Annotated in this window: 16 protein-coding genes; 11 read left to right on the forward strand and 5 right to left on the reverse strand. The window is 69.8% G+C overall.

The window, feature by feature from the left end; all coding sequences use genetic code 11:
• Positions 1-43: 43 nt before the first annotated feature.
• A complete protein-coding gene (locus ACMCNK_RS34970) occupies positions 44-778 on the reverse strand; it encodes a maleylpyruvate isomerase family mycothiol-dependent enzyme (protein ID WP_412740607.1) in 735 nt (244 codons plus the stop codon).
• Between the two features lie 243 nt (positions 779-1,021).
• Here ACMCNK_RS34970 and ACMCNK_RS34975 point away from each other — a divergent pair, with 243 nt between their 5' ends.
• On the forward strand, positions 1,022-1,342 hold the full coding sequence (locus tag ACMCNK_RS34975; protein WP_412740608.1) for a hypothetical protein: 321 nt from the start codon (positions 1,022-1,024) through the stop codon (positions 1,340-1,342).
• An 89-nt stretch (positions 1,343-1,431) separates the two neighbouring features.
• Complete coding sequence (locus tag ACMCNK_RS34980; protein ID WP_412740609.1) at positions 1,432-3,324, forward strand: B12-binding domain-containing radical SAM protein; 1,893 nt, start codon at positions 1,432-1,434, stop codon at positions 3,322-3,324.
• A gap of 48 nt (positions 3,325-3,372) precedes the next feature.
• Here the strand turns inward: ACMCNK_RS34980 and ACMCNK_RS34985 are convergent, their stop codons facing one another.
• Positions 3,373-4,332: an AraC family transcriptional regulator gene (locus ACMCNK_RS34985; RefSeq protein WP_412740610.1), complete on the reverse strand. Its 960-nt coding sequence runs from the start codon at positions 4,330-4,332 to the stop codon at positions 3,373-3,375.
• Between the two features lie 516 nt (positions 4,333-4,848).
• Here ACMCNK_RS34985 and ACMCNK_RS34990 point away from each other — a divergent pair.
• Entirely contained in the window at positions 4,849-7,047 is a 2,199-nt protein-coding gene (locus ACMCNK_RS34990) for a PAS domain S-box protein (protein ID WP_412740611.1), read from the forward strand.
• 18 nt (positions 7,048-7,065) lie between these two features.
• Here the strand turns inward: ACMCNK_RS34990 and ACMCNK_RS34995 are convergent, their stop codons facing one another.
• On the reverse strand, positions 7,066-7,446 hold the full coding sequence (locus ACMCNK_RS34995) for a response regulator (protein WP_412740612.1): 381 nt from the start codon (positions 7,444-7,446) through the stop codon (positions 7,066-7,068).
• Positions 7,447-7,817: 371 nt separating this feature from the next.
• Here ACMCNK_RS34995 and ACMCNK_RS35000 point away from each other — a divergent pair, with 371 nt between their 5' ends.
• Positions 7,818-7,973, forward strand: coding sequence for a hypothetical protein (locus ACMCNK_RS35000; RefSeq protein ID WP_412740613.1), 156 nt, complete (start codon positions 7,818-7,820; stop codon positions 7,971-7,973).
• Between the two features lie 117 nt (positions 7,974-8,090).
• Here the strand turns inward: ACMCNK_RS35000 and ACMCNK_RS35005 are convergent, their stop codons facing one another.
• Positions 8,091-8,330, reverse strand: a complete 240-nt coding sequence (locus ACMCNK_RS35005) for a hypothetical protein (protein ID WP_412740614.1) — start codon at positions 8,328-8,330, stop codon at positions 8,091-8,093.
• A gap of 21 nt (positions 8,331-8,351) precedes the next feature.
• On the opposite strand from ACMCNK_RS35005, the gene ACMCNK_RS35010 reads away from it, so the two are divergent.
• The 3 genes from ACMCNK_RS35010 (at position 8,352) to ACMCNK_RS35020 (ending at position 11,098) form a co-directional block, all read left to right on the forward strand.
• On the forward strand, positions 8,352-8,501 hold the full coding sequence (locus tag ACMCNK_RS35010; protein WP_412740615.1) for a hypothetical protein: 150 nt from the start codon (positions 8,352-8,354) through the stop codon (positions 8,499-8,501).
• A 138-nt stretch (positions 8,502-8,639) separates the two neighbouring features.
• Entirely contained in the window at positions 8,640-9,140 is a 501-nt protein-coding gene (locus ACMCNK_RS35015) for a hemerythrin domain-containing protein (RefSeq protein WP_412740616.1), read from the forward strand.
• Positions 9,141-9,805: 665 nt separating this feature from the next.
• Complete coding sequence (locus ACMCNK_RS35020) at positions 9,806-11,098, forward strand: hypothetical protein (RefSeq protein WP_412740617.1); 1,293 nt, start codon at positions 9,806-9,808, stop codon at positions 11,096-11,098.
• On the opposite strand, the gene ACMCNK_RS35025 is transcribed toward ACMCNK_RS35020, so the two are convergent.
• On the reverse strand, positions 10,984-13,716 hold the full coding sequence (locus ACMCNK_RS35025) for a tetratricopeptide repeat protein (RefSeq protein WP_412740618.1): 2,733 nt from the start codon (positions 13,714-13,716) through the stop codon (positions 10,984-10,986). The genes ACMCNK_RS35020 and ACMCNK_RS35025 overlap by 115 nt on opposite strands.
• Positions 13,717-13,889: 173 nt before the next feature.
• Here ACMCNK_RS35025 and ACMCNK_RS35030 point away from each other — a divergent pair, with 173 nt between their 5' ends.
• The 4 genes from ACMCNK_RS35030 to ACMCNK_RS35045 all read left to right on the forward strand — a co-directional run bounded on the left by ACMCNK_RS35030 (position 13,890) and on the right by ACMCNK_RS35045 (position 18,352).
• Entirely contained in the window at positions 13,890-15,185 is a 1,296-nt protein-coding gene (locus tag ACMCNK_RS35030; RefSeq protein WP_412740619.1) for a hypothetical protein, read from the forward strand.
• 81 nt (positions 15,186-15,266) lie between these two features.
• Positions 15,267-15,881, forward strand: coding sequence for a hypothetical protein (locus ACMCNK_RS35035; RefSeq protein ID WP_412740620.1), 615 nt, complete (start codon positions 15,267-15,269; stop codon positions 15,879-15,881).
• A gap of 12 nt (positions 15,882-15,893) precedes the next feature.
• Positions 15,894-17,132, forward strand: coding sequence for an ATP-grasp domain-containing protein (locus ACMCNK_RS35040; RefSeq protein ID WP_412740621.1), 1,239 nt, complete (start codon positions 15,894-15,896; stop codon positions 17,130-17,132).
• Positions 17,129-18,352 carry an MFS transporter gene (locus ACMCNK_RS35045; RefSeq protein WP_412740622.1) on the forward strand — a complete coding sequence of 408 codons (1,224 nt, stop codon included), beginning with the start codon at positions 17,129-17,131 and terminating at the stop codon, positions 18,350-18,352. The genes ACMCNK_RS35040 and ACMCNK_RS35045 overlap by 4 nt, the downstream gene beginning before the upstream one ends.
• Positions 18,353-18,357: the final 5 nt, after the last annotated feature.

Raw genomic sequence — 18,357 nt, forward strand, 5'->3', positions numbered from 1 at the left:
CATGCCGGTGGCCCCGGAAATCGTCTGACGGATGATCCGCGGATCAGGCGGCGTAGGTGCGCAGGACCTGCAGGGCCGCGGCGGCGTGCGGGCCGTCGGTGTGCAGCCCGGAAGCGCCCGGGGCCAGGCGCTGGGCACCGACCCGGCAGAATGCCCCGGCCGGACCGGTGATCCGCGACTCGGCATCGGGGGGTCCGAACCGCCAGGTCTGCCCGCTCACCCCCACCAGCTCGCAGAACACGTCACGGGGCGTCAGGCCGGTGAGTGAGAACGCGTACGGCAGGGTGGCGTGGGCGAGCCAGGCGACGTGCCGTAGCCGGTCGGTGTCGGGAAACGGGATGCCGAGCGGTCCGGTGATGTCGAGCCCGTGAGCCCAATGCTCGGCCAACCGGGTCGTGGCGAGGGTTTGGGGCCGCAAAGCGGCAGCGGCCCAGCGCAGCGGCCGGTGCGGATCGGCGTCGCGCAGCGCGGCGAGAGACGACCGCCGGGCCGCTCGCCAGCGCGCGAACACGGCATCCGGGGCCGCCGGTTCGGCGCGGACCAACCGGTCCATGACCTCGTCGAGAGTTCTGTCGCCGGTCCCGGCCTCGAACTCGAAGTCGCGCCCGTCCGCGCTCGCCGTCACCGCCTCTTCGGTTTGCGCCAGGTGCAGCACCACGTCGGTGACCGTCCAGCCGGGTGCGGCGGAGGCTGCCCCCCAGGCGCTGCGGGGCAGCGCGGACAGGATGGCCTCCAGCCGATCCAGCTCCTCGACCAGGTCATTCAGGACATCGAGCATGGTCGAGACCCTACGCCGCAGGCGGTCGGGCGCGACGGACAGGCTCCGTACGGCCCGGCCGTCCAGCGGGCGGGCTCGGACCAGTCGTGACGGAAACGTCCTCGTCTGCGTCCGTCATTCGCGTATGTTGCGACGGAGAAAGCGCAGTCTTCGCCGCTGTCCCGGCGCCGGAAGTCGCCGAGTGTGGGCGGCATCGCCCGATTTCGTGCACGTTCGTAACGTTCGTCCCGATAGGGGGATGTGATGGAGGAACGTCTGGCAGTCACGGGATACCTACCGGACGCCGCCGCCGAAGGGTTGCCGGAGCGCGCGGGTCAGATCGACATCAGGCCGGAGCGCGGATACCGGGACGTGGCCATGCGCGTCGACAGTGCCGACGTGATGGAAGTGCGGGTCGGCTCGTCGGCGCAGGGCGAAACATTGGTGCAGCTGTTCCTGCGCGAGGGCGCCCGGGTCGAAACGGTCGTCGCCGTGACCGCGGACGTCGAAGGCTTGGCGCGGCTGAACGATCCGACACTGGCCCGGTTGATCGCGTCCGCCACGGCGAAAGTCATCGTTTCCTGAACCCTTGCGACTCCGGAACCGAGTCGGTCAGCGTGCGCGTGCCCGGGGCGAGAGGGCCGGACACGGGAGAGTCGAGTGGGGGAGCGCGCGTGACGGACGTCCTGCTCGTACACCCGCCGTTGATGCCCGGCCGCGAGGTCACACCCCCACTCGGCCTGTGCACTCTCGCATCATGGCTGCTGCATCTCGGCCACGACGTCCGGATCCTGGATCTCGACCTGGAGGTGGCGAACGAGCCGGACGAGAGCCCGCGCGACTACCTCGCGATCTTCGCCGGCGCGCTGCGGCACATCCAGCCGCGTGTCGTGGCGGTCACCTCGATGTACAGCAACAGCCTGCAGGCCGAGCGACTGCTGAGACTGGCCAAGACGCTTTCCCCGTCGGCCGTGACCGTGGCGGGCGGACCGCATTTCGGCGCGCTGGGCATGGAAGCGCTCGGACGCATAGACGAACTCGACTTCGTCATCGAGGGCGAGGGTGAGCTCGCCTTCGCCGAGCTGCTCGACGCCCTTGAACAGGGCGATCCCGTGCGTGGGATCCCACGTCTGTGCCACCGGACCGACGGCACGATTCACCGCAACCCCGGGGGCACCCTTCTCGACATGTCCGACCTGCCGCCGATGTGGCGGACTCCGACCTCGTGCATCGATCTCCACCGCTACGCTCGGACCGTCCCGTCGGACGCCGTGCGCAGGATCATGTACATCGAAGCGGGCCGTGGATGTCCCTTCGCGTGCACATTTTGTGCCACCGCGCCCTTCTGGCAGCGCAGATACAGGGTCAAGCCGGCGGGCCGGATCGTCGACGAGATGCGCCATCTCCACGAGAGCCTCGGCTACAGCAGCTTCATACTGGTGCACGACCTGTTGACGGTCAACCAGCGGTACGTCGCGGAACTGTGTGACGCAATGATGGCCGCGAGGTTGCCGGTCGAATGGATGGCCAACTCCCGGACGGACCTTCGGCTGGACGGCATCCTGCCGAAGATGAAGGCCGCGGGTTGCTGGAAGCTCTTCTTCGGAGTCGAGTCCGCGAACGAGTCGGTCCAGCACGCCATAGACAAGCACCTGGACCCGGGCGAGGCAACAGCCGCGGTCCAGAACCTGAGGGAACACGGAATCTCCGCGACCTGCTCATTCATCATCGGCTTCCCCGCCGAGTCGGCCAGGCAGTTGTCCGGGACGATCGCCCTGGGAGCGCGACTGAAGCTGTTGGGTGCCGAAACCGTTCAATTCCATCGGCTCCGACTGTTCCCGCCGTCGCGATTGACGCAGACCGGACCGGCGGGCGACTTCGATCTCGACGCGCTGCGGATCGAGTACCCGTTCACCGACGTCCCGGCCACCGACATCGCCGCGGTCGCCCAGGACCCACGTTTCTTCTCGGGCTACTTCACGCCTGCGACGGGCACGGGGACGCCGGCACAGCTCGCGCAGGTGGAGATGTTCTTCCATCACGCCGTCGCGCTGGCGCCCATGACGATCAGTGCGTTCGCCCAGTTCTGCGGTGAGGAGTTGGTGCCGTCCTTCTACGACGCGATCGTCGATCGCGGTGGCATCGCACGCGAGCAGCTCGACTGGGAGGAAGGCGATCTGCACGGCAACTGGCTGGTGCTCCGACCGCTGCTGGAGGCGTGGATCGGCGGGCAACGTTCGTTCGCCCAGTGGCAGTCCCACGTCCTGCGTGCCCTGCTCGATTACGAATCGTGTCGCTTGTCCTTCGTCAAGGACAAAGCCATACCGGCGAAGAGTGCGCTCACGCGGGGGCCCAGCTGGGTGGCGTTGACGTCGAATGTCGACATCGCAGCGGTACTCGAGCGCCTGCAGACGGGGGATCGGCTGGCCGCGGACCTGCTCCGCGAGGGAACCGTCGTCCTGGCGCGGCAAGCGCCCGGCGTCTTCGCGGCGTACACCCTCGATTCGGCGCTCCTGCCACGGCTGATGACCCACGAGCCAACTCTTGTGCGCGCGTTCAGCAGCTGACCCTACGGTCACGTCGTTGTCCGCGTGGGGTCGATGAACGCGGCCAGATCAGCGACGGAGCGTGTGCCGCGGCGAAAGGCCGTAGGCCGCTCGGTAGTAGGCGGCGAACCGTCCGAGGTGCCCGAACCCCCAACGCCGGGCGATGGAGGACACCTCGTCACCGTTGGCCGGATCGGCGGCCTGGAGGTCCTCGTGGACGTGGGAGAGCCGTACCCGGCGCAGATAGAGCAGCGGCGTGGTGTCCAATTGGCGTTGAAAGCCCTGTTGCAGGGCGCGGACGCTGATCCCGGCCGCAGCGGCGATGTCGGCCATGGTCAGCGGCCTGGCCGGGTTCGCCTCCATGAACGCGACGGCGCGGCGGACCGCGGCGGCCTGTGCCCCGGACCGGCTGCTCTGGCCGCAGGCGTACGGAAATGTCGCCAGGGCCGCGCCTGCGATCATGTCGATCGCGCCCGCCAGGACGAGGGGATGGGCGAGTGCCGTGTCCGGCTGCTGCACCTGTGCGTGGATATGCTGCATGGCGGCGCGGAAGTAGCGACCCAAGGCGGGCGTCATCGGGGTCATCGCGGTGAACCGGAACCGGCGCGGATCGAGCCCGACACGGGCCGCCACCGGCGCGATCGGCAGCCGCATGACCACCGTGTCGAGGTCGCGGGCGAAGGAGCTGTGGACCTGACCCGTCGGGGCGACCACGGTGTCTCCGGCGATCATGTCCACGTGCAGGTCGCGGGTGTGGATGCTGGCCTGAGCGCGTCCCGCCGTGATGAAACACAGGAAGTCGAAGGACGGGCTCTGCATGTCGACGCCGATCGGGCTGGTCACGTCGTCGACCGCCAACGGCCCGACGCTGACGCTGCGCTGCCGGTAAAAGAACGTGGACTCCTCGCCGGAGATCTTCATCTTGGTGTCGGCGTAAATGCTGCGGACGATCTCGACGGCTTCTTGCGGGTCGTCCGTCGCCACCTCGAAGCGGTGCACCTGGTTGGCGTCGGCGATGGCCGAAGACACAGGCTGCCCTCCTTTCCTGATCTCGGTCTCGTCTGCCGCGTGCCAGTGCTCGACGGTGTCGCGGCCCTGCCGGAGCGGTGACGGGTCGACAAACATGTGGAGACCGATCCATTGTGCTTGGTGCGGCCCGCAGCGGCGAGACCTGTGCTGCCGGCCGGTCGGGTGCAGGAGCGTCTGAAGGCGAAACGCGAGGTCACCCGCGCCGGTCCGCGACCGGCTCCGGCGTACCGCCCATCGCCTCGACGAACGCCTGCTCGCGCGTGTCGCTGACCGGGTACGAGACCACAGATACGCCCGGGCCAGGCCTGACCCCTGGAAGAGGGCGCCCCGGGAGAGCGCGCCGGTGGCGCCCAGCCGTCATGGGTACTGCGGGGACGGCGGTGATCGGGCCGCGTCAGCGGTGAAGAGTCGTTACGATGTGGGTACGGAGATCGGTTGAACATGCAACTCGCCGGTTGCCCGTGAGGCGTCGCGTGCCTGGCCTCATGTTTGACACTTCCTCAGGAAGATTGAGACATGCAGACGTTGCGTCGAGTTCGCATCGGCGTGCGGCTCGGCGGCGCCTTCGGTTTCGTCGCACTGCTCCTGATTGTCATGATCGGCATTGCCGTCGACAACACTCTCGCGCAGCGCGACGCCCACCAGCAGGCCGCCGAGTCCGCCGCGCTGCAGCGTGACGCGCTCACCGCCAAGTTCCGCATCGCTGACATCAACGGCTGGCAGACCGGGTATGCGTTCGACACGGTCCGGGGTGTCCCGAACGCCACCGACGATGCCATCGGGCAGCGCCGGGCCTTCCTGGCCTCGGCGGCGGCGTTCCGGCAAGATCTCGCCCGGCTCGCGGCCCTCCCGCTCACCGCGGAGGAGCGGCGCCAACTGATCACCGCCGAGGACGCATTCACCCACTTCATGGATCTGGACGCGCGGATCGTGTCCGGGTACCGCTCCGGCGTGCCTGCGAAGATCGCGGAGGCCAACAACCTGGTCGCGGGTGAGGCACTGCAATGGTTCGTCCAGACCATCGAAGCGGTCGACCAGCTTGCCGCGCAGGCAGGTGCCACCGCCGACGCGGACGACGTGGTGGCGCGCAGCACGAACTCCAGAGCGTTGACGGTGCTGATCGCCGTCGGTATCGCGTGCCTTCTGCTCGCCGTCGTGCTGGCGCTGCTGGCCACCCGTACGGTCGCTGCCACCGCGCGGCACAAGGCGGTGCTGGCCGCGATCGTGGAACAGTCCGCCGACGCCACGGTCGCTGTCAACCTCGACGGGACGATCACGGCCTGGAACAGCGGCGCTCAACGGATCTACGGCTACCGGCCCGACGAAGTCATTGGTCACCATGTGACGATGCTGCTGCCACCCCACCGCGACGAAAGGGCCGCCAACGTTCTCGCCGCCCTGGCCGCGGGCCATGAGTACCACATCGATGGGGCGAGCCGGCGCCGCAAGGACGGCAGCGAGGTCATCGTGTCGACCGCACTGTGGCCGATTCGCAACGAGAACGGGGTGGTCATCGGCGGCGCGGCGACCGAACGCGACATCACTGTCCGCAAGCAGCAGGAAGCCGAGCAGAAACTCGCCGACGAGCAGGCGGCGCGGGCGGCCCGGTTGGAAAGCCTGGGCCATCTCGCCGGTGGCGTGGCCCATGACTTCAACAACCTGCTCGCCATCATCCTCAGCTCCGCCGAGTTCATTCCCGACGAGACCGAGGAGGTGGCGAAGGATCTGGCGCGAATCCGCGGCGCTGCTGAACGGGCCCGGGATCTGACCAGCCAGCTGCTCTTGTTCGCCAAGAGAGAACCGACCCAGGTGGAGATCGTTGACCTTAATCTGGTCGTGGCGGACGCGCATGCCCTGCTGGTCAGGACCATCGGGGCCAACATCACGCTGCGCTGCCACACCGCGCCGACCGCGGTCCTGGTGCGCGCCAACCGAGGCCGGCTCGACCAGATCCTGCTGAATCTCGTCATCAACGCCCGGGACGCCATGCCCCACGGAGGCGTCGTCAACATCGAAAGCGACACCAGTGAACGGCCCGAAGGGCCGTCTCAGTTGTTGCCGCCGGGGTACTACGCTCAACTGAGCGTCAGCGACAACGGGACGGGGATGAGCGCGGAAGTCAAAGACCGCCTCTTCGAACCGTTCTTCACCACGAAGCCGTCGCACCAGGGCACCGGCCTCGGACTCGCCACCGTTTACGGCATCGTCACCGACGCCCGGGGCACCATCGAGGTGGATTCCGCACCCGGCGTCGGCACCACCTTCCGGGTGCTTCTCCCCATCGCCGCGTGGCAGGACGACGCATCCACGGAGTCCCCCGTCGCGCCCACCCCCGGGCACGGCGAACGAGTGCTGGTGGTCGAGGACGAGGAGGCCGTGCGCGAGGTCGTGGTCCGCATCCTCAACCGCAACGGTTACCGCACCACCGCCGTCGGGGACGCCGACTCCGCGCTGCGTACGGACCTCCACGACGTTGCACTGCTCATCACCGACATGATGTTGCCGGACCGCTCAGGCGTGGCGATCGCCGACGAGTTGCACGCCAGGTACCCGGACATGCCTGTGCTGTTCATGACCGGCTCCGGTGAGGCCCCCGTCTGGCCCGCATCCGGCACGAACGACGCGACGTGCGTCGTGAACAAGCCGTTCACCGCTGCCGAATTGCTCAGCAACGTCGGCAAGACACTCGCCGGCACAGCCGGGCGCCGAGACTAGACTCCGGCACACGCGGGCCTACGTAGACGGCCCGGGCAGGCCGAGCATCCGGCGAACACAATGCAGCAGCTCGTCGGGCGTGAATGGCTTGGTCACCACGTCACAGACATCCGGAAGCTGCCGGCGAACCTCGTCAGGGGTCACGGAGCCGGTCACGATCATCACCGGAATGGCCGACAACTCGTCGTCATCGTGCAGCACGGCGAACGCGTCGAACCCACTCATGCCGGGGGGCATCAATCCGTCCAGCAGAATCAGGTCCGGGCGCAGTTCACGTACGCGCACGATCGCGGCCCCGCCGTCGTGCACGGTGATCACCGTATGCCCGGCACCCTCCAAGATCCGCGAGATCAGCTCGCGCACCGCCGGCTCGTCGTCCGCGGCAACGATAACCGCCATCCAGGCCCTCCATGTCCAGCCAAGTAAGGACCCCCAAGAGTTACACGGGTGACGGTTGGGACGATCTTGACGCGCCGAAACCCCATCCAGCGAATACCGGTCGGTAACTCAGATCCAGGACGGGCTCGGACTGGGTCGTTGCCCACGCCTACGCGGACCTGGCAGTCCACCGACCGGTGGGGGTCTGGAACAACGGTGCAAGTCTGATCAAGGAGTTTGCACCCGACGAGGGTCCGCAAGGCGAAGTGGTGCGCGCCCGGCCATCCACCATGGATGGACATAGCACTGCGCGACGTCCGTGATTGAGAAGGGACGGCACGGGGTATCTGGCGTCCAAGCTCGGAGACACCGCAGCGAGAACGGAGCTAACCATGCTGATCCTGGGCCTCATTCTCCTGTTGCTCGGCATATTCCTGCATGTGTCGATCCTGTACACCATCGGCATCATCCTGCTGATCGTCGGCGCAGCCTTCTGGATCCTGGGCTCGGTCGGCCGCCCGATCGCCGGTCGCAGGTATTGGTACTGATCACACCTGTCCGTACGTGATGCCGGACCTTCACGGCAACAGGGGCGCCCGCCGGCCGGCTGGTGCCCCTGTTTCCGTGCCGGACGCCGGACAAGACCGAACATGCGAGGCACACGCTCAACGGTGACCGAGCCGGGCGATGGCGCTGTCTCCCAATGCCGCGTGCAGGTCGGCCGGATCCCGGTACGTGGCGACCGCTCCGGCGTTCCTTGGCCGATGCGGCGAGCACCACTGCGAGGCCGAGCCCGGCCACGGCCCGCAGCAAGTCCGCCACCAGGCGACCGTGTGCAGGTAGGTGGTGTCGACCAGGGTGCCGTCGATGTCGAACAGCACCGCGGCGCGCGCGTGACCGGCCATGGCTGCTGACATACCCGGGACGTGCATCCAGAACCCCGCCGTGACACGACCATCCGGCACTGGATCGACATCGTGCCGAGCATCGACAGGCGTGCAACGGTCGCCGGCGGGTGCGTGGCATTCCTCGACTTCGCCGAACGCGAGCTGGTGCCGGCTCTGCGCGGCTTCTGACACCTCGGGGCACGACCGGTGCGACGCGGGCGTTCTGCCCGATTCGGGATTGCTCAGTTCGGCAGCGGGTATCAGCGGCTCAAGCGGGGCAGACCGGCCGCCTCGGCCGAGGTGCTCCCACGATCAGAGAGGACCGGGATGTCCACCGATGCCATCGTGCTGCTCAAAGACGATCACAAGGACATGCGCAGGCTGTTCCAGGATTTCCAGGGCGCCGGCGACAAGGCCCACGTACGTAAAGGGGATCTGGTCAGGAAGATCATCGAGGCGCTGACCGTGCACACCTATCTCGAGAATGAGGTGATGTATCCCGAGGTGCGCAAACTGTTGCCGGATCTCGAGGACGACGTGCTCGAGTCGTACGAGGAGCATCACGTCGCCGATCTGCTCTGCGCGGAGCTGTACGCGATGGAACCTGACGACGAACGGTTCGAGGCCAAGACGACGGTGCTGATCGAGAACGTCACCCACCACATGGCGGAAGAGGAGGGCGACTGGTTCCCGAAGGTCCGCGAAGGGCTGGGCCGCAAGCAGCTTCAGGATCTCGGGGAACGGATGCAGCAGATGCGGGCCACGGCCCCGCGCACCCCGGCGCAGCCGTCCGCGCTGAAGAAGGCGATCGAAGCCGTCATCGCCTGACGACGACACTCGTGAATACCTCACCTATGTGGTGCAAGGTTGACTTTCGGGACTCTATGGCTATTGATCCTCAACAATCCTTATCTGACGTCGGTGTCCGCTTCACGCGGTTTGGTTCCTTGATCGTGCCCGAAGTCGCGGCCGGCCACTGTGGAAACGCGCCCTGCGCCGACTGTGGATCACCGCTGTGGTCCTGGTGAATCAGATCACATAGGAGCGGACCTGCAGAAACTTCGCCTTGGAGGTTGGGCCGAGGGAGAAGGGCAGGTGACATTGATCTTGTTCGGTATAGTCCCAGACGCCGCCGGATGCGGGGTCAAGGCGGCAATGGGATTGTGTTGCTCCCACGGCTTTCCGTACGCCGGTCGGTGGCCACCGGGTCGGCGAGAGGGTTGCGGAAGGGCGCTTGGCGGGCGACGTGATCCCGGTGGACAACAGCGCTCGATCCCTTCATTCTTCTGTCACCCGTTCAACCTTCTGTCGCAAAGGTGGAGCGTCTTCGTCATGGCACGGTGACGGTCGCAAGGCACGTGGGATTACGCGGGGGAACGAGACATGAAAGACCTTCTGGTGGGGCACACGTGTCCATGGCGGCCAGGCCCGGCCGGTGCACGCCGAAGCGCCCAGACCGCCCTCGCGTCCCAGGTGTCGGAAGATCCGGCGCCGTGACCGAGGCACGCAGTGCGACGATCGGCCGCCGGCTGCACGAGATCACGTGCCGTGTCGACGGGGCCGACCGGATCGGTGCCATGTCGGACGCCGCCATCGGCGAGTTGTCCATGAGGCATGCGACCCTCCAGTCCTGTGCCCAATGGCGGTACGGCCGGGGGCGAATCGCTCGCGCAGGTGCGCAACTGGTCGCGTTCGGGCAGGCCGTGATCGCCCTGGCCGAACGTGCCGTCGAGATGCCGATGCCGGGATTCGCGCATCTCCCTCCCGGGCAGATCATCACACCGGGTTTCTACTTCACCGCCGTGGTGGACCAGATCCTGCGGGGCGTCCGCCGCTTGCTGCACACCCACGATCTGAGCACCACGGCAGCCCCCGGAACGCTGCCGGCCGCGGCGTCCCGCTCCTGGGCCCTGGACGCGGCCGCGGACATCTCCTCGATCGGTGTCACGCTCAGCCGCTTCGGGACCGACCTCATGACGTGGGGCAGCAGCGAGTACGGGTTCATCGACCTGCCGGACGAGGAGCCGGGCAGCTCAACGGCGACGCCGCGGCAGCGGAACCTCCCGGTCCTCGAACGGATCCGCAGCGAGGCCGGCCGCTTGAGCGCCATCCACCTCGACCTGGTTCTGGGTCGGCGCGACGCGCCCGCCGGCGACATGGTCGAGGTGTTCGAGGAGGCCGGCGCCCAGTTGTCGAACCCGTTCGATGCGCTGGAACTCGCCCTTCGGCTGCTCAGCGCGGTCGTGATGGGACTCGAGTTCCGTGCGCAGCGGGTGTACGCGGTCTGCCAGAACGAGTTGCTGGGCAGCTTCACGCTCGCGAACCTGCTGACCCTGCACGCTGGTGTGCCCCGGCGGCAGGCGCTGGTCATCGCCGGTGAATTCGTCTCCAGTGCACTCGCCGATGGGGTGCCGCCGGTGGGTGTGCCCGCCTCGCTGCTGCACACCGTGGCCGAACGGCACGGCTTCGCCGTCGCGGATGCGGAACGACTGCTTGCCGAGGCGTACGACGTGCAGCGCAGCCTGCACTTCAGTGGCTCCCTGGGAACCACCCACCCCGACGCCGTGCGGGCGCTCATCGCCCGGCAGCACGCGGACCTCCACCACCTCGGACTCGCCTGGAGCGAACGCCGGAGCGCCGACCCGGCTCCGGTCTCACCCGTCGCGACTGGTCAGGGGCGGTCCGGGTCACCGCCCCAGGGTGACGCCGGCACCAGACCGGGCCTGCCCGGCAGGCGCACCGGGCGGCCGGGCAGCGCCGGACCGAGCCGGCCCAGCGCCGCCTGAGCGATGGCCGCCTCCGGCTGCCCCAGCGCCTGGAATTCCTGCACCGCGCGTTCCAGGTGCTCCCGTGCGGTGACGAGGTCGCCGAGGTCGGTGAAGGTCTCGCCGAGATACCGCTGCGCCCGCGCCGCCTCGTAACGGTCGCCGGTCATCGCGGTGAGCTCGGCCGCCTCCCGGTGGCACTCCAGCGCCGGCTCCGGATCGCCGGACCGCAGCAGCGCCGCCCCCATGCTGTTGAGTACCTGCGCCTGCAGCACCCGGTCGGCGATCACCCGGCTGTTGTCCAGCGCCTGGGTGAGCACGGCGAGCGCTTCAGTGATCTCGCCGAGCTCCAGCAGGCAGGTGCCGATCCGGCTCATCGCCCGGCACTCGTCGGCGCGGTTGCCGGTGCTGTCGAAGATCTCCAAGGCCTGCTGGCACAGCGGGATCCCGCGAGACGGGCGGCCGGCCCGCGCGTGCACGAACGCCAGACCCATCAACGCGGCACCCTCGCCGGTGCGGTCGCCGGTCGAGCGGCTCAGCGTCAGCGCCTGCTCCAGCTTGCCGGTCGCCTCCTCGATCCGGCCCGTCCAGGCGAGGGTGCGGCCCAGGTTGGTGAGCACCCGGCCGACGGCGACCTGCGCGTTGATCGCCTCCAGCCGCTGCACGGCACGCTGCGACCAGACCAGCGACTCCTCGTACCGGCCCAGCCGCTCACAGGCGAAGCCGAGGTTGCCCATCACCCGGCCCGCGCCGGCGTCGTCGTCCAGGATGGCCAGGGCGGCGGTGTAGTGGCTCACGCCGGCCAGCAGCTCGCTGGACATGTCGTAGGAGAGCCCGATCGTGCTGAGCACCTCCGCCTCGGCCCGCCGGTCGCCCAGGGCGCGGAACCCGTCGAGTGCCTCGGCCAGGCAGCGCAACGCGTCGGCGTGCAGGCTCGTCCAGGCATAGTTCGTGCCCAGGTTGAGCAGGGCCGTGTAGCGCCCGGCCAGGTCGCCCAGTTCCCCGGCCGCGGCGGCGGCCGCCAGCTGCAGTTGCTCGTTGACCCCGAAGTGGCCGCCGGCCTGCAGGTGCTGGCTGAGAATGCCGGCCATCTCGACGGTGTACCGGGGCCCCGCGCTGCGGGCCACGGCCAGCAGGCTGGGGCTCTCCTCGGTCAGCCAGGTGCGGGCGTCCGGGTGCGGGAAATACTCCGCCCGGCCGGTCGCCCGGTCCGGGATTCCCCGGTACGGGTACAGCTCGCGGATGGCCGCGGTTGCCGTGGCGAGATAGTGGTCGAAGACGCGGCGCAGTGCCGCCTGACGGGTCGCCTCGTCCTCCTCCTCCAGCACCAGCCCGCGGGCGAACGCCCTGAGCAGATCGTGGAACTCGTAGGCGTTCGATCCGCGCTGCTGCAGCAGGTTCTGGTCCAACATGGACTCGAGGAAGGCCTGCGCGGCGGCGGGGGCCAGCCCGGTGATGGCGGCCACCGACCCGGGTGTGAGCGCGTCGCCGGGGTGCAGGGCGAGCAGCCGGTAGTGCCGCCCCTGCTCGGCGTCGAGCTCACGGTAGGACAGCTCGAACACGGCCCGTACCGTGCTGCCGCCCGCCGACAGCCCGTCCAGGCCGTGCGTGCGCAGGTAGTCCGCCAGGTTCCGCACGGTCCACGAACTGCGGGCCCGCAACCGCTGCGAAGCCAGGGCGACCGCGATCGGCAGGTGGCCGCAGAGCTCCGCGATCTCGATGGTGGCCCGCCGGTCGGCGTTCACCTTGTCGGCGCTGGCGGCGGCGTGCAGCAGCTCGAGCGCCTCGTCGGGACTGAACGCGGGCAGGACGAGCTGCCGTACGTGCGCGAGGCCGGCCAGGCTCCGCCGGCTCGTCATGATGGTCAGGCTGCGCGGGCCGGTCGGGAGCAGGTCGCGTACCTGGTCCTCGTCGACCACATTGTCCAGTACGACGATCGCCGCGCGGCCGTCCAGCCGGTCGCGGTACATCGCGGCCCGGCCGTCGAGATCGGCCGGGATCCGCGAACCCGGCACGCCGAGCCGGCGCAGGAACGAGTCGAGCACCTCGCTCGGGTCGATCGGGGCGCGTTGCCGGTCGAATCCGCGCAGGTTGGTGAAGAGCTGCACGTCCGCGTAGTGGCCGGCGCGGACCAACTCGTGGGCGGCGTGGATCGCGAACTGGGTCTTGCCGATGCCGGCCATGCCCTCGACCGCGACGACGCACGGGCCGGCGGTGTCGCCGCTCTCGGCGATCGCGCGCCGCAGCTCGGCCAGCTCGCGGTCCCGGCCGACGAACGCGGCGAGCTCGTGCGGCAGCTGGCGTAGCGCCTCCACCGACTCGGCGCGCTGGGTGGCGGCATGCGCGGTGACGCATGCGTCGCGCCAGACGATGACCTGGGCGGGCGTCAGGCCCAGCGCCCGGACCAGGCGGACCACCAGGTCGATGTCGAGGCGGCGGCGGCCCGGCTTGAAGATGTCCGCGACCGTGCTGTGCGACACCGCGGTGCCTTCCGCATCGGCCGATATGCGCTTGGCGAGGACCCGGTAGGACGGCATGTCCGCCCAGGCCCACAGTGCCTTGAGCGCGCCCGCGAACTCGTCGACGGAGTGTGGCCGGCCCGGGGCGGGTGGCTGTCGGGTCTGGTCGTCGCTGTTCATCGTGCACTTCCCCGTGGTGGTGGTAGCCGTCCGGATTCGTACGGACAACTAACTCCGCCGGTCCGGACACCGGCAGAGTTGCCTCGACATTCCTTGGCGATCTCCGCGCCGGCAACGCTGCCGGATGCGCGCATCGCAATGCCGTCCGCACACAGGCCAACGGGGGTATGCGGATGACCGACACGAAGCGACTGTGGACCCTGCTCGACACGTTCGACCTGACCGGCTACACCGACCGGGCGCACCGGGAGGGACGCGACGCCCTGCGGGGCGACGGCGCGCTGGTCGACCAGATCCGTACGCTGGCGCAGGCCACGGCGGCGGTCCGGAAGGACCCCGCCCGGCTCGGCCGCGGCGCCCGGCGATCCGTGGAGACCGCGGGCCTGTTCCTGGACGCCCAGGACTACCTGCTCACGCACGACAAGCCCCGCTACGAGCCGTACGCGTCGGTGGGGCTGCTGCGCCACCTGCTGCGAGTGGACGGCAACACCGCCTCGCGTGCCGAATGCGCCCACATCTGGCTGGTCTTCCGCCGGATCCTGGAGGCCCAGCTGGAGTTCGAGCTGGCCGCGCTGGCCGGCATCACCGACCTGGGCAAGCGCGACTTCTCCCCGGAGGTGGCGCGTAACCGCTACCTCCTGATGGCCAAGATGCGCGACCTCATTCCCGGCCGGCCGGGTAGCCGGGTGGTCGGCTCCCGCTGGCTGACCATGCCGGCCGGCGACCGCACCCTCAGCCAGGTGGCCTGGGACCGCTCCGGCACCGCCGCGGTCGAGCGGTTGCTGCTGTTCCCGCAGACCGCCTGCCACGACGAGGTCGCGTTCCTCAGCCAGATCCAGCTCGGCGAGTGTCTCTTCTGGGGTGCGCTGCTGTGCGTGCGCCAGGCGCTGACCGCGGTGGCGGCGGGGGATCTGGCGACGGCCACCGCGCACGTCCAGGCGGCCGCGCAGTTCGCCGATCCGCTGATCAAGATCTTCCATTCGGTACGGGCCATGCCGCCCGAGCACTTCCTCAACTTCCGCGAAGAGACCGGCAACGCCAGCGCGGTGCAGTGCGCGAGCTGGCAGATGCTCGACGCCCACCTCTACGGCGTGCTGCCGGAGAAGGTAGCAGCACTGCACAACACGCCGGAGGTACGCCACGTGCTGAGCCTGGATCGGCCGGACTTCGTGCCGCTGGTCCCGCTGGTCGCCGAACTCGGCGAGACGCCCGAGGAGCGCGTCCTGCGCGACGAGATCGTGACGCTGGACCAGCGGGTACGCGCCTGGCGGGCCTTCCACACCAGACAGCTCGCCGGCCGGCGCAATCCTGGCTACATTCCCGAGAACGCGAACGGCTCGGGTGGTACGGCCGGTTTCCCCTATCTGGCCTCGCACCGGCCGCCACGCGCCTCGGCACTGGTCAAAGGATCGGTGAAGGATTCGGACCACTGGCCGACCTCCGGCAACACCAGGACAGGTTCACGTTGACACCGGTCGACCTTATAGGGGCGTGGCGAGTGGCCTCGGAAATGCTGCACCGCCATCTCAGTCAATGGAACGGAACAGAACATGAAGGTGGAACGAAGCGCGGCGCTGCGTGAGCGGTTCCCCGGCCTGCAGTTCGCCGTGGTTCACGACGTCGTACCGGACGAGCAGTTCGCCGAACGGGCCGGCGCACTGAGCGTAGCGTCCGCGATCGAGGCCGGGCGGGACGGCATCGAGTCGAACATCGCGGCCACGGACGCGTTCTTCCGGGCCGAGGGGTTCCGCTGTCCCCTGCCCGGCCAGTTCGCGAGCACCCGCAAGAAGGGCCTGCCGCCGGTGCCGCCGCTGGTGCGCGCGCTGCTCTACGCCGAGATGACCACCGGCGTCCTGCTCGGCGTGCAGGACGGCGCGCGGGTGGACGGCGACCTCGTGTTCGACCTGGCGGAGCAGGGGGAGTCCTTCCCGGGCATGCGGGACACAGTGGTCTGCCGGGCCGGTGAACCGGTGGTCCGCGACGCCACCGGCATCGTCGCGTCGCTCTTCCAGGGCCCCGACCAGCGCACCCGGGTCGAGTCCGGCACCACGCTGCCGATCTTCTTCGCCTTCGGCGTGCCCGGTCTGGGGGAGGGGCGGTTCGACGCGGCGATCGCCGCCGTCCGCGCGCTCTTCCCGGCCGGCAGCGCCGTCACCCACGGCTGAAAGGGCACCACCATGTCGACGTCACCGCTGCTGGTCGTGATCTGCCCGATGGACCTCGAGACCCGGGGGCACATGCTGGAGTCCGTCGGTGCCCGGCACCGGGTGTGGCTCTTCATCGACCACGAACCGACCTGGGAGCTCGCCCACGCCGCCGGGTACACCGTGGTCGACACGCTCGACGCCGACGCGATGACCGAGGCGGCCCGGCGGATCGGTGCCGACGCGATCGTGTGCTGGGACGAGACCCGCATCCTCGCCGCGGCCAGCGTTGCCCGCAGCCTGGACCTGCCCGGTCTGTCCCCAGCCGCCGTGCGGGCCTGCCGCGACAAGCACACCACCCGGCAGGCGTTCGCCGAGGCCGGCGGCCCGCAGCCGGTTTCCGCGCTGGTGGACACGCTCCCGGAGGCGGTCGCGGCGGCGCGAGACATCGGCTACCCGGTCGTCATCAAGCCGCGGGCACTGGTCGGCAGCACCGGCACCCGGCTGGCTCGCGACGAGCACGAGCTGACCGGCATCTTCCCGGTCACCCGGGGGATCACCATGCCCGAGGTCCGCGAACGGTTCGCGTCGGCGGTACTGGTCGAGGAGTACCTGGACGGTCCGGAGATCAGCGTCGACACCCTGGTGTGGGACGGCGTCGCCACCCCGCTCTACGTGGCCCGCAAGCAGCTCAGCCCGCTGCCCAACTTCGAGGAGGTGGGGCACAGCGTCGAGCGCGACGACCCGCTCGTACGCGACCCGGAACTGCGCCGGGTGCTCGGCCTGGTGCATGCCGCGGTCGGCATCACGCACGGCTGGACCCATTCGGAGTGGCGGCTGACCACGTCCGGCCCCCGGCTCGTCGAGGTCAACGCCCGCAGCGGCGGCGACCTCATCTCGTACCTCGGGCGCCTGGTCACCGGTGCGGACGCCGGGCTGGCCGCCGCCGAGCTGGCCCTCGGCCGACGCCCGGTCCCGGGCCCGGCCGGTCCGGCCACCTCGGCGGCGGTGCGTTTCCTCTACCCGCCGGAGGAGACCGTGGTGGGCGCGGTCACCATCGACGAGCAGGCGCTGCCGGCCGGCATCGTGCTGGCCCGGGCGCTGGCCGGTCCGGGACACCTACTGGAACTCCCGCCCGCCTCGCACACCGGCCGGTACGCCGTCCTGGTCGCGGCCGCGGACAGCACCGCCGCCTGCGAGCGGATCCTCGACCGCGCCGAGCAGGCCGTGCGGCTGACACCGGCCGAGCGCGCCCTGGCCGCACCGCGATGAGCTCGCGCAGCGCCACCGCACCGGCCGACGGTATCCAGGTCACCTGGCGGGCGTCGCCGCGGCCCGTCAAGGCCGTGATCGCCGGGATCCTGGTCAACCGTTTCGGCGGCTTCCTGCAGGTCTTCTTGGTGCTGTACCTGACCGAACGCGGATTCAGCGCGGTGCAGGCCGGCACGGCGCTGGGGGCGCTGGGTGCCGGCGCGGTGCTCGGCACGCTGGGCGGTGGCTGGCTGACCGCCGCCGTGGGATGCCGGCTGGCCATCGTGACCAGCATGTCGGCGACCGCGGTCTGCACGGTGGCGGCGCTCTATGTGCCGGGCTATCCGGCGCTGGTGGCCGTGGTGGCGGCGGTCGGCGGGGCCAGCCAGCTCTACCGCCCGGCCGCGGCGGAGGTGATCAGCCGGTACACGCCCGCCGAGCGGCAGGTACTGGTGTTCGCCATGTACCGGCTGGCCACCAACCTGGGGACCACGGTGGCGCCGCTGCTCGGGGCGGCGCTGGTGGCGGTGTCGTACTCCGCCCTGTTCTGGGTGGAGGCCCTCGCGGCGCTGAGCGTGGTGGCGATCGGGCTGTCCCTGCCGCGGGACCGGCCGGCGGCCTCGGCGGCCGGCACGAAGGCGGCGCCGTCCACGGGGTACCGGGCGCTGCTCGGCGACCGCCGGTTCCTGCTGTTCCTGCTGGCGATCCTGGGCTTCGCCGCGGTCTACAACCAGTACCTCGCCACGCTGCCGCTGACGGTGCGCGAGTCGGGCTTCCCCACCGCGGTCTACAGCGCGTGCGTGGCGGTCAACGCGGCCGTGGTCATCCTCCTCGAGCTGGTGGTCACGCGCTGGGTGCAGCGCTGGCCCGCCCGGCTGGCGGCGGCCGGCGGGATCCTGCTGGTCGGCGCGGGACTGAGTGCGTACGCCCTGCCGCTGGGCGTCGCCGGGCTGGTCACCGCCACGCTGGTCTGGTCGCTCGGTGAGGTCGTCGGCTCGCCGACCCTGACCGCCTATCCGGCGCAGGCCGGGCCGGTCGAGTTCCGCAGCCGCTACCTGGGTGCGGCGCAGGCGATGTTCGGTCTCGGCGCTGCGGTCGGCCCGCCCCTCGGGGTCGCGGTCTGGGCCCTGATGGGCGCGTGGTTCTGGCCGCTGTGCGGGCTGGTCGCCGTGCTGGCCGCGGTCGCTGCCCGGCAGGCCTTGCCCGGACCGGACCGTGCCGGCGTGATACCTGCGGGGTGACCTCG

The sequence above is a fragment of the Krasilnikovia sp. MM14-A1259 genome (assembly GCF_047159535.1).
Classification (GTDB): Bacteria; Actinomycetota; Actinomycetes; order Mycobacteriales; family Micromonosporaceae; genus Actinoplanes.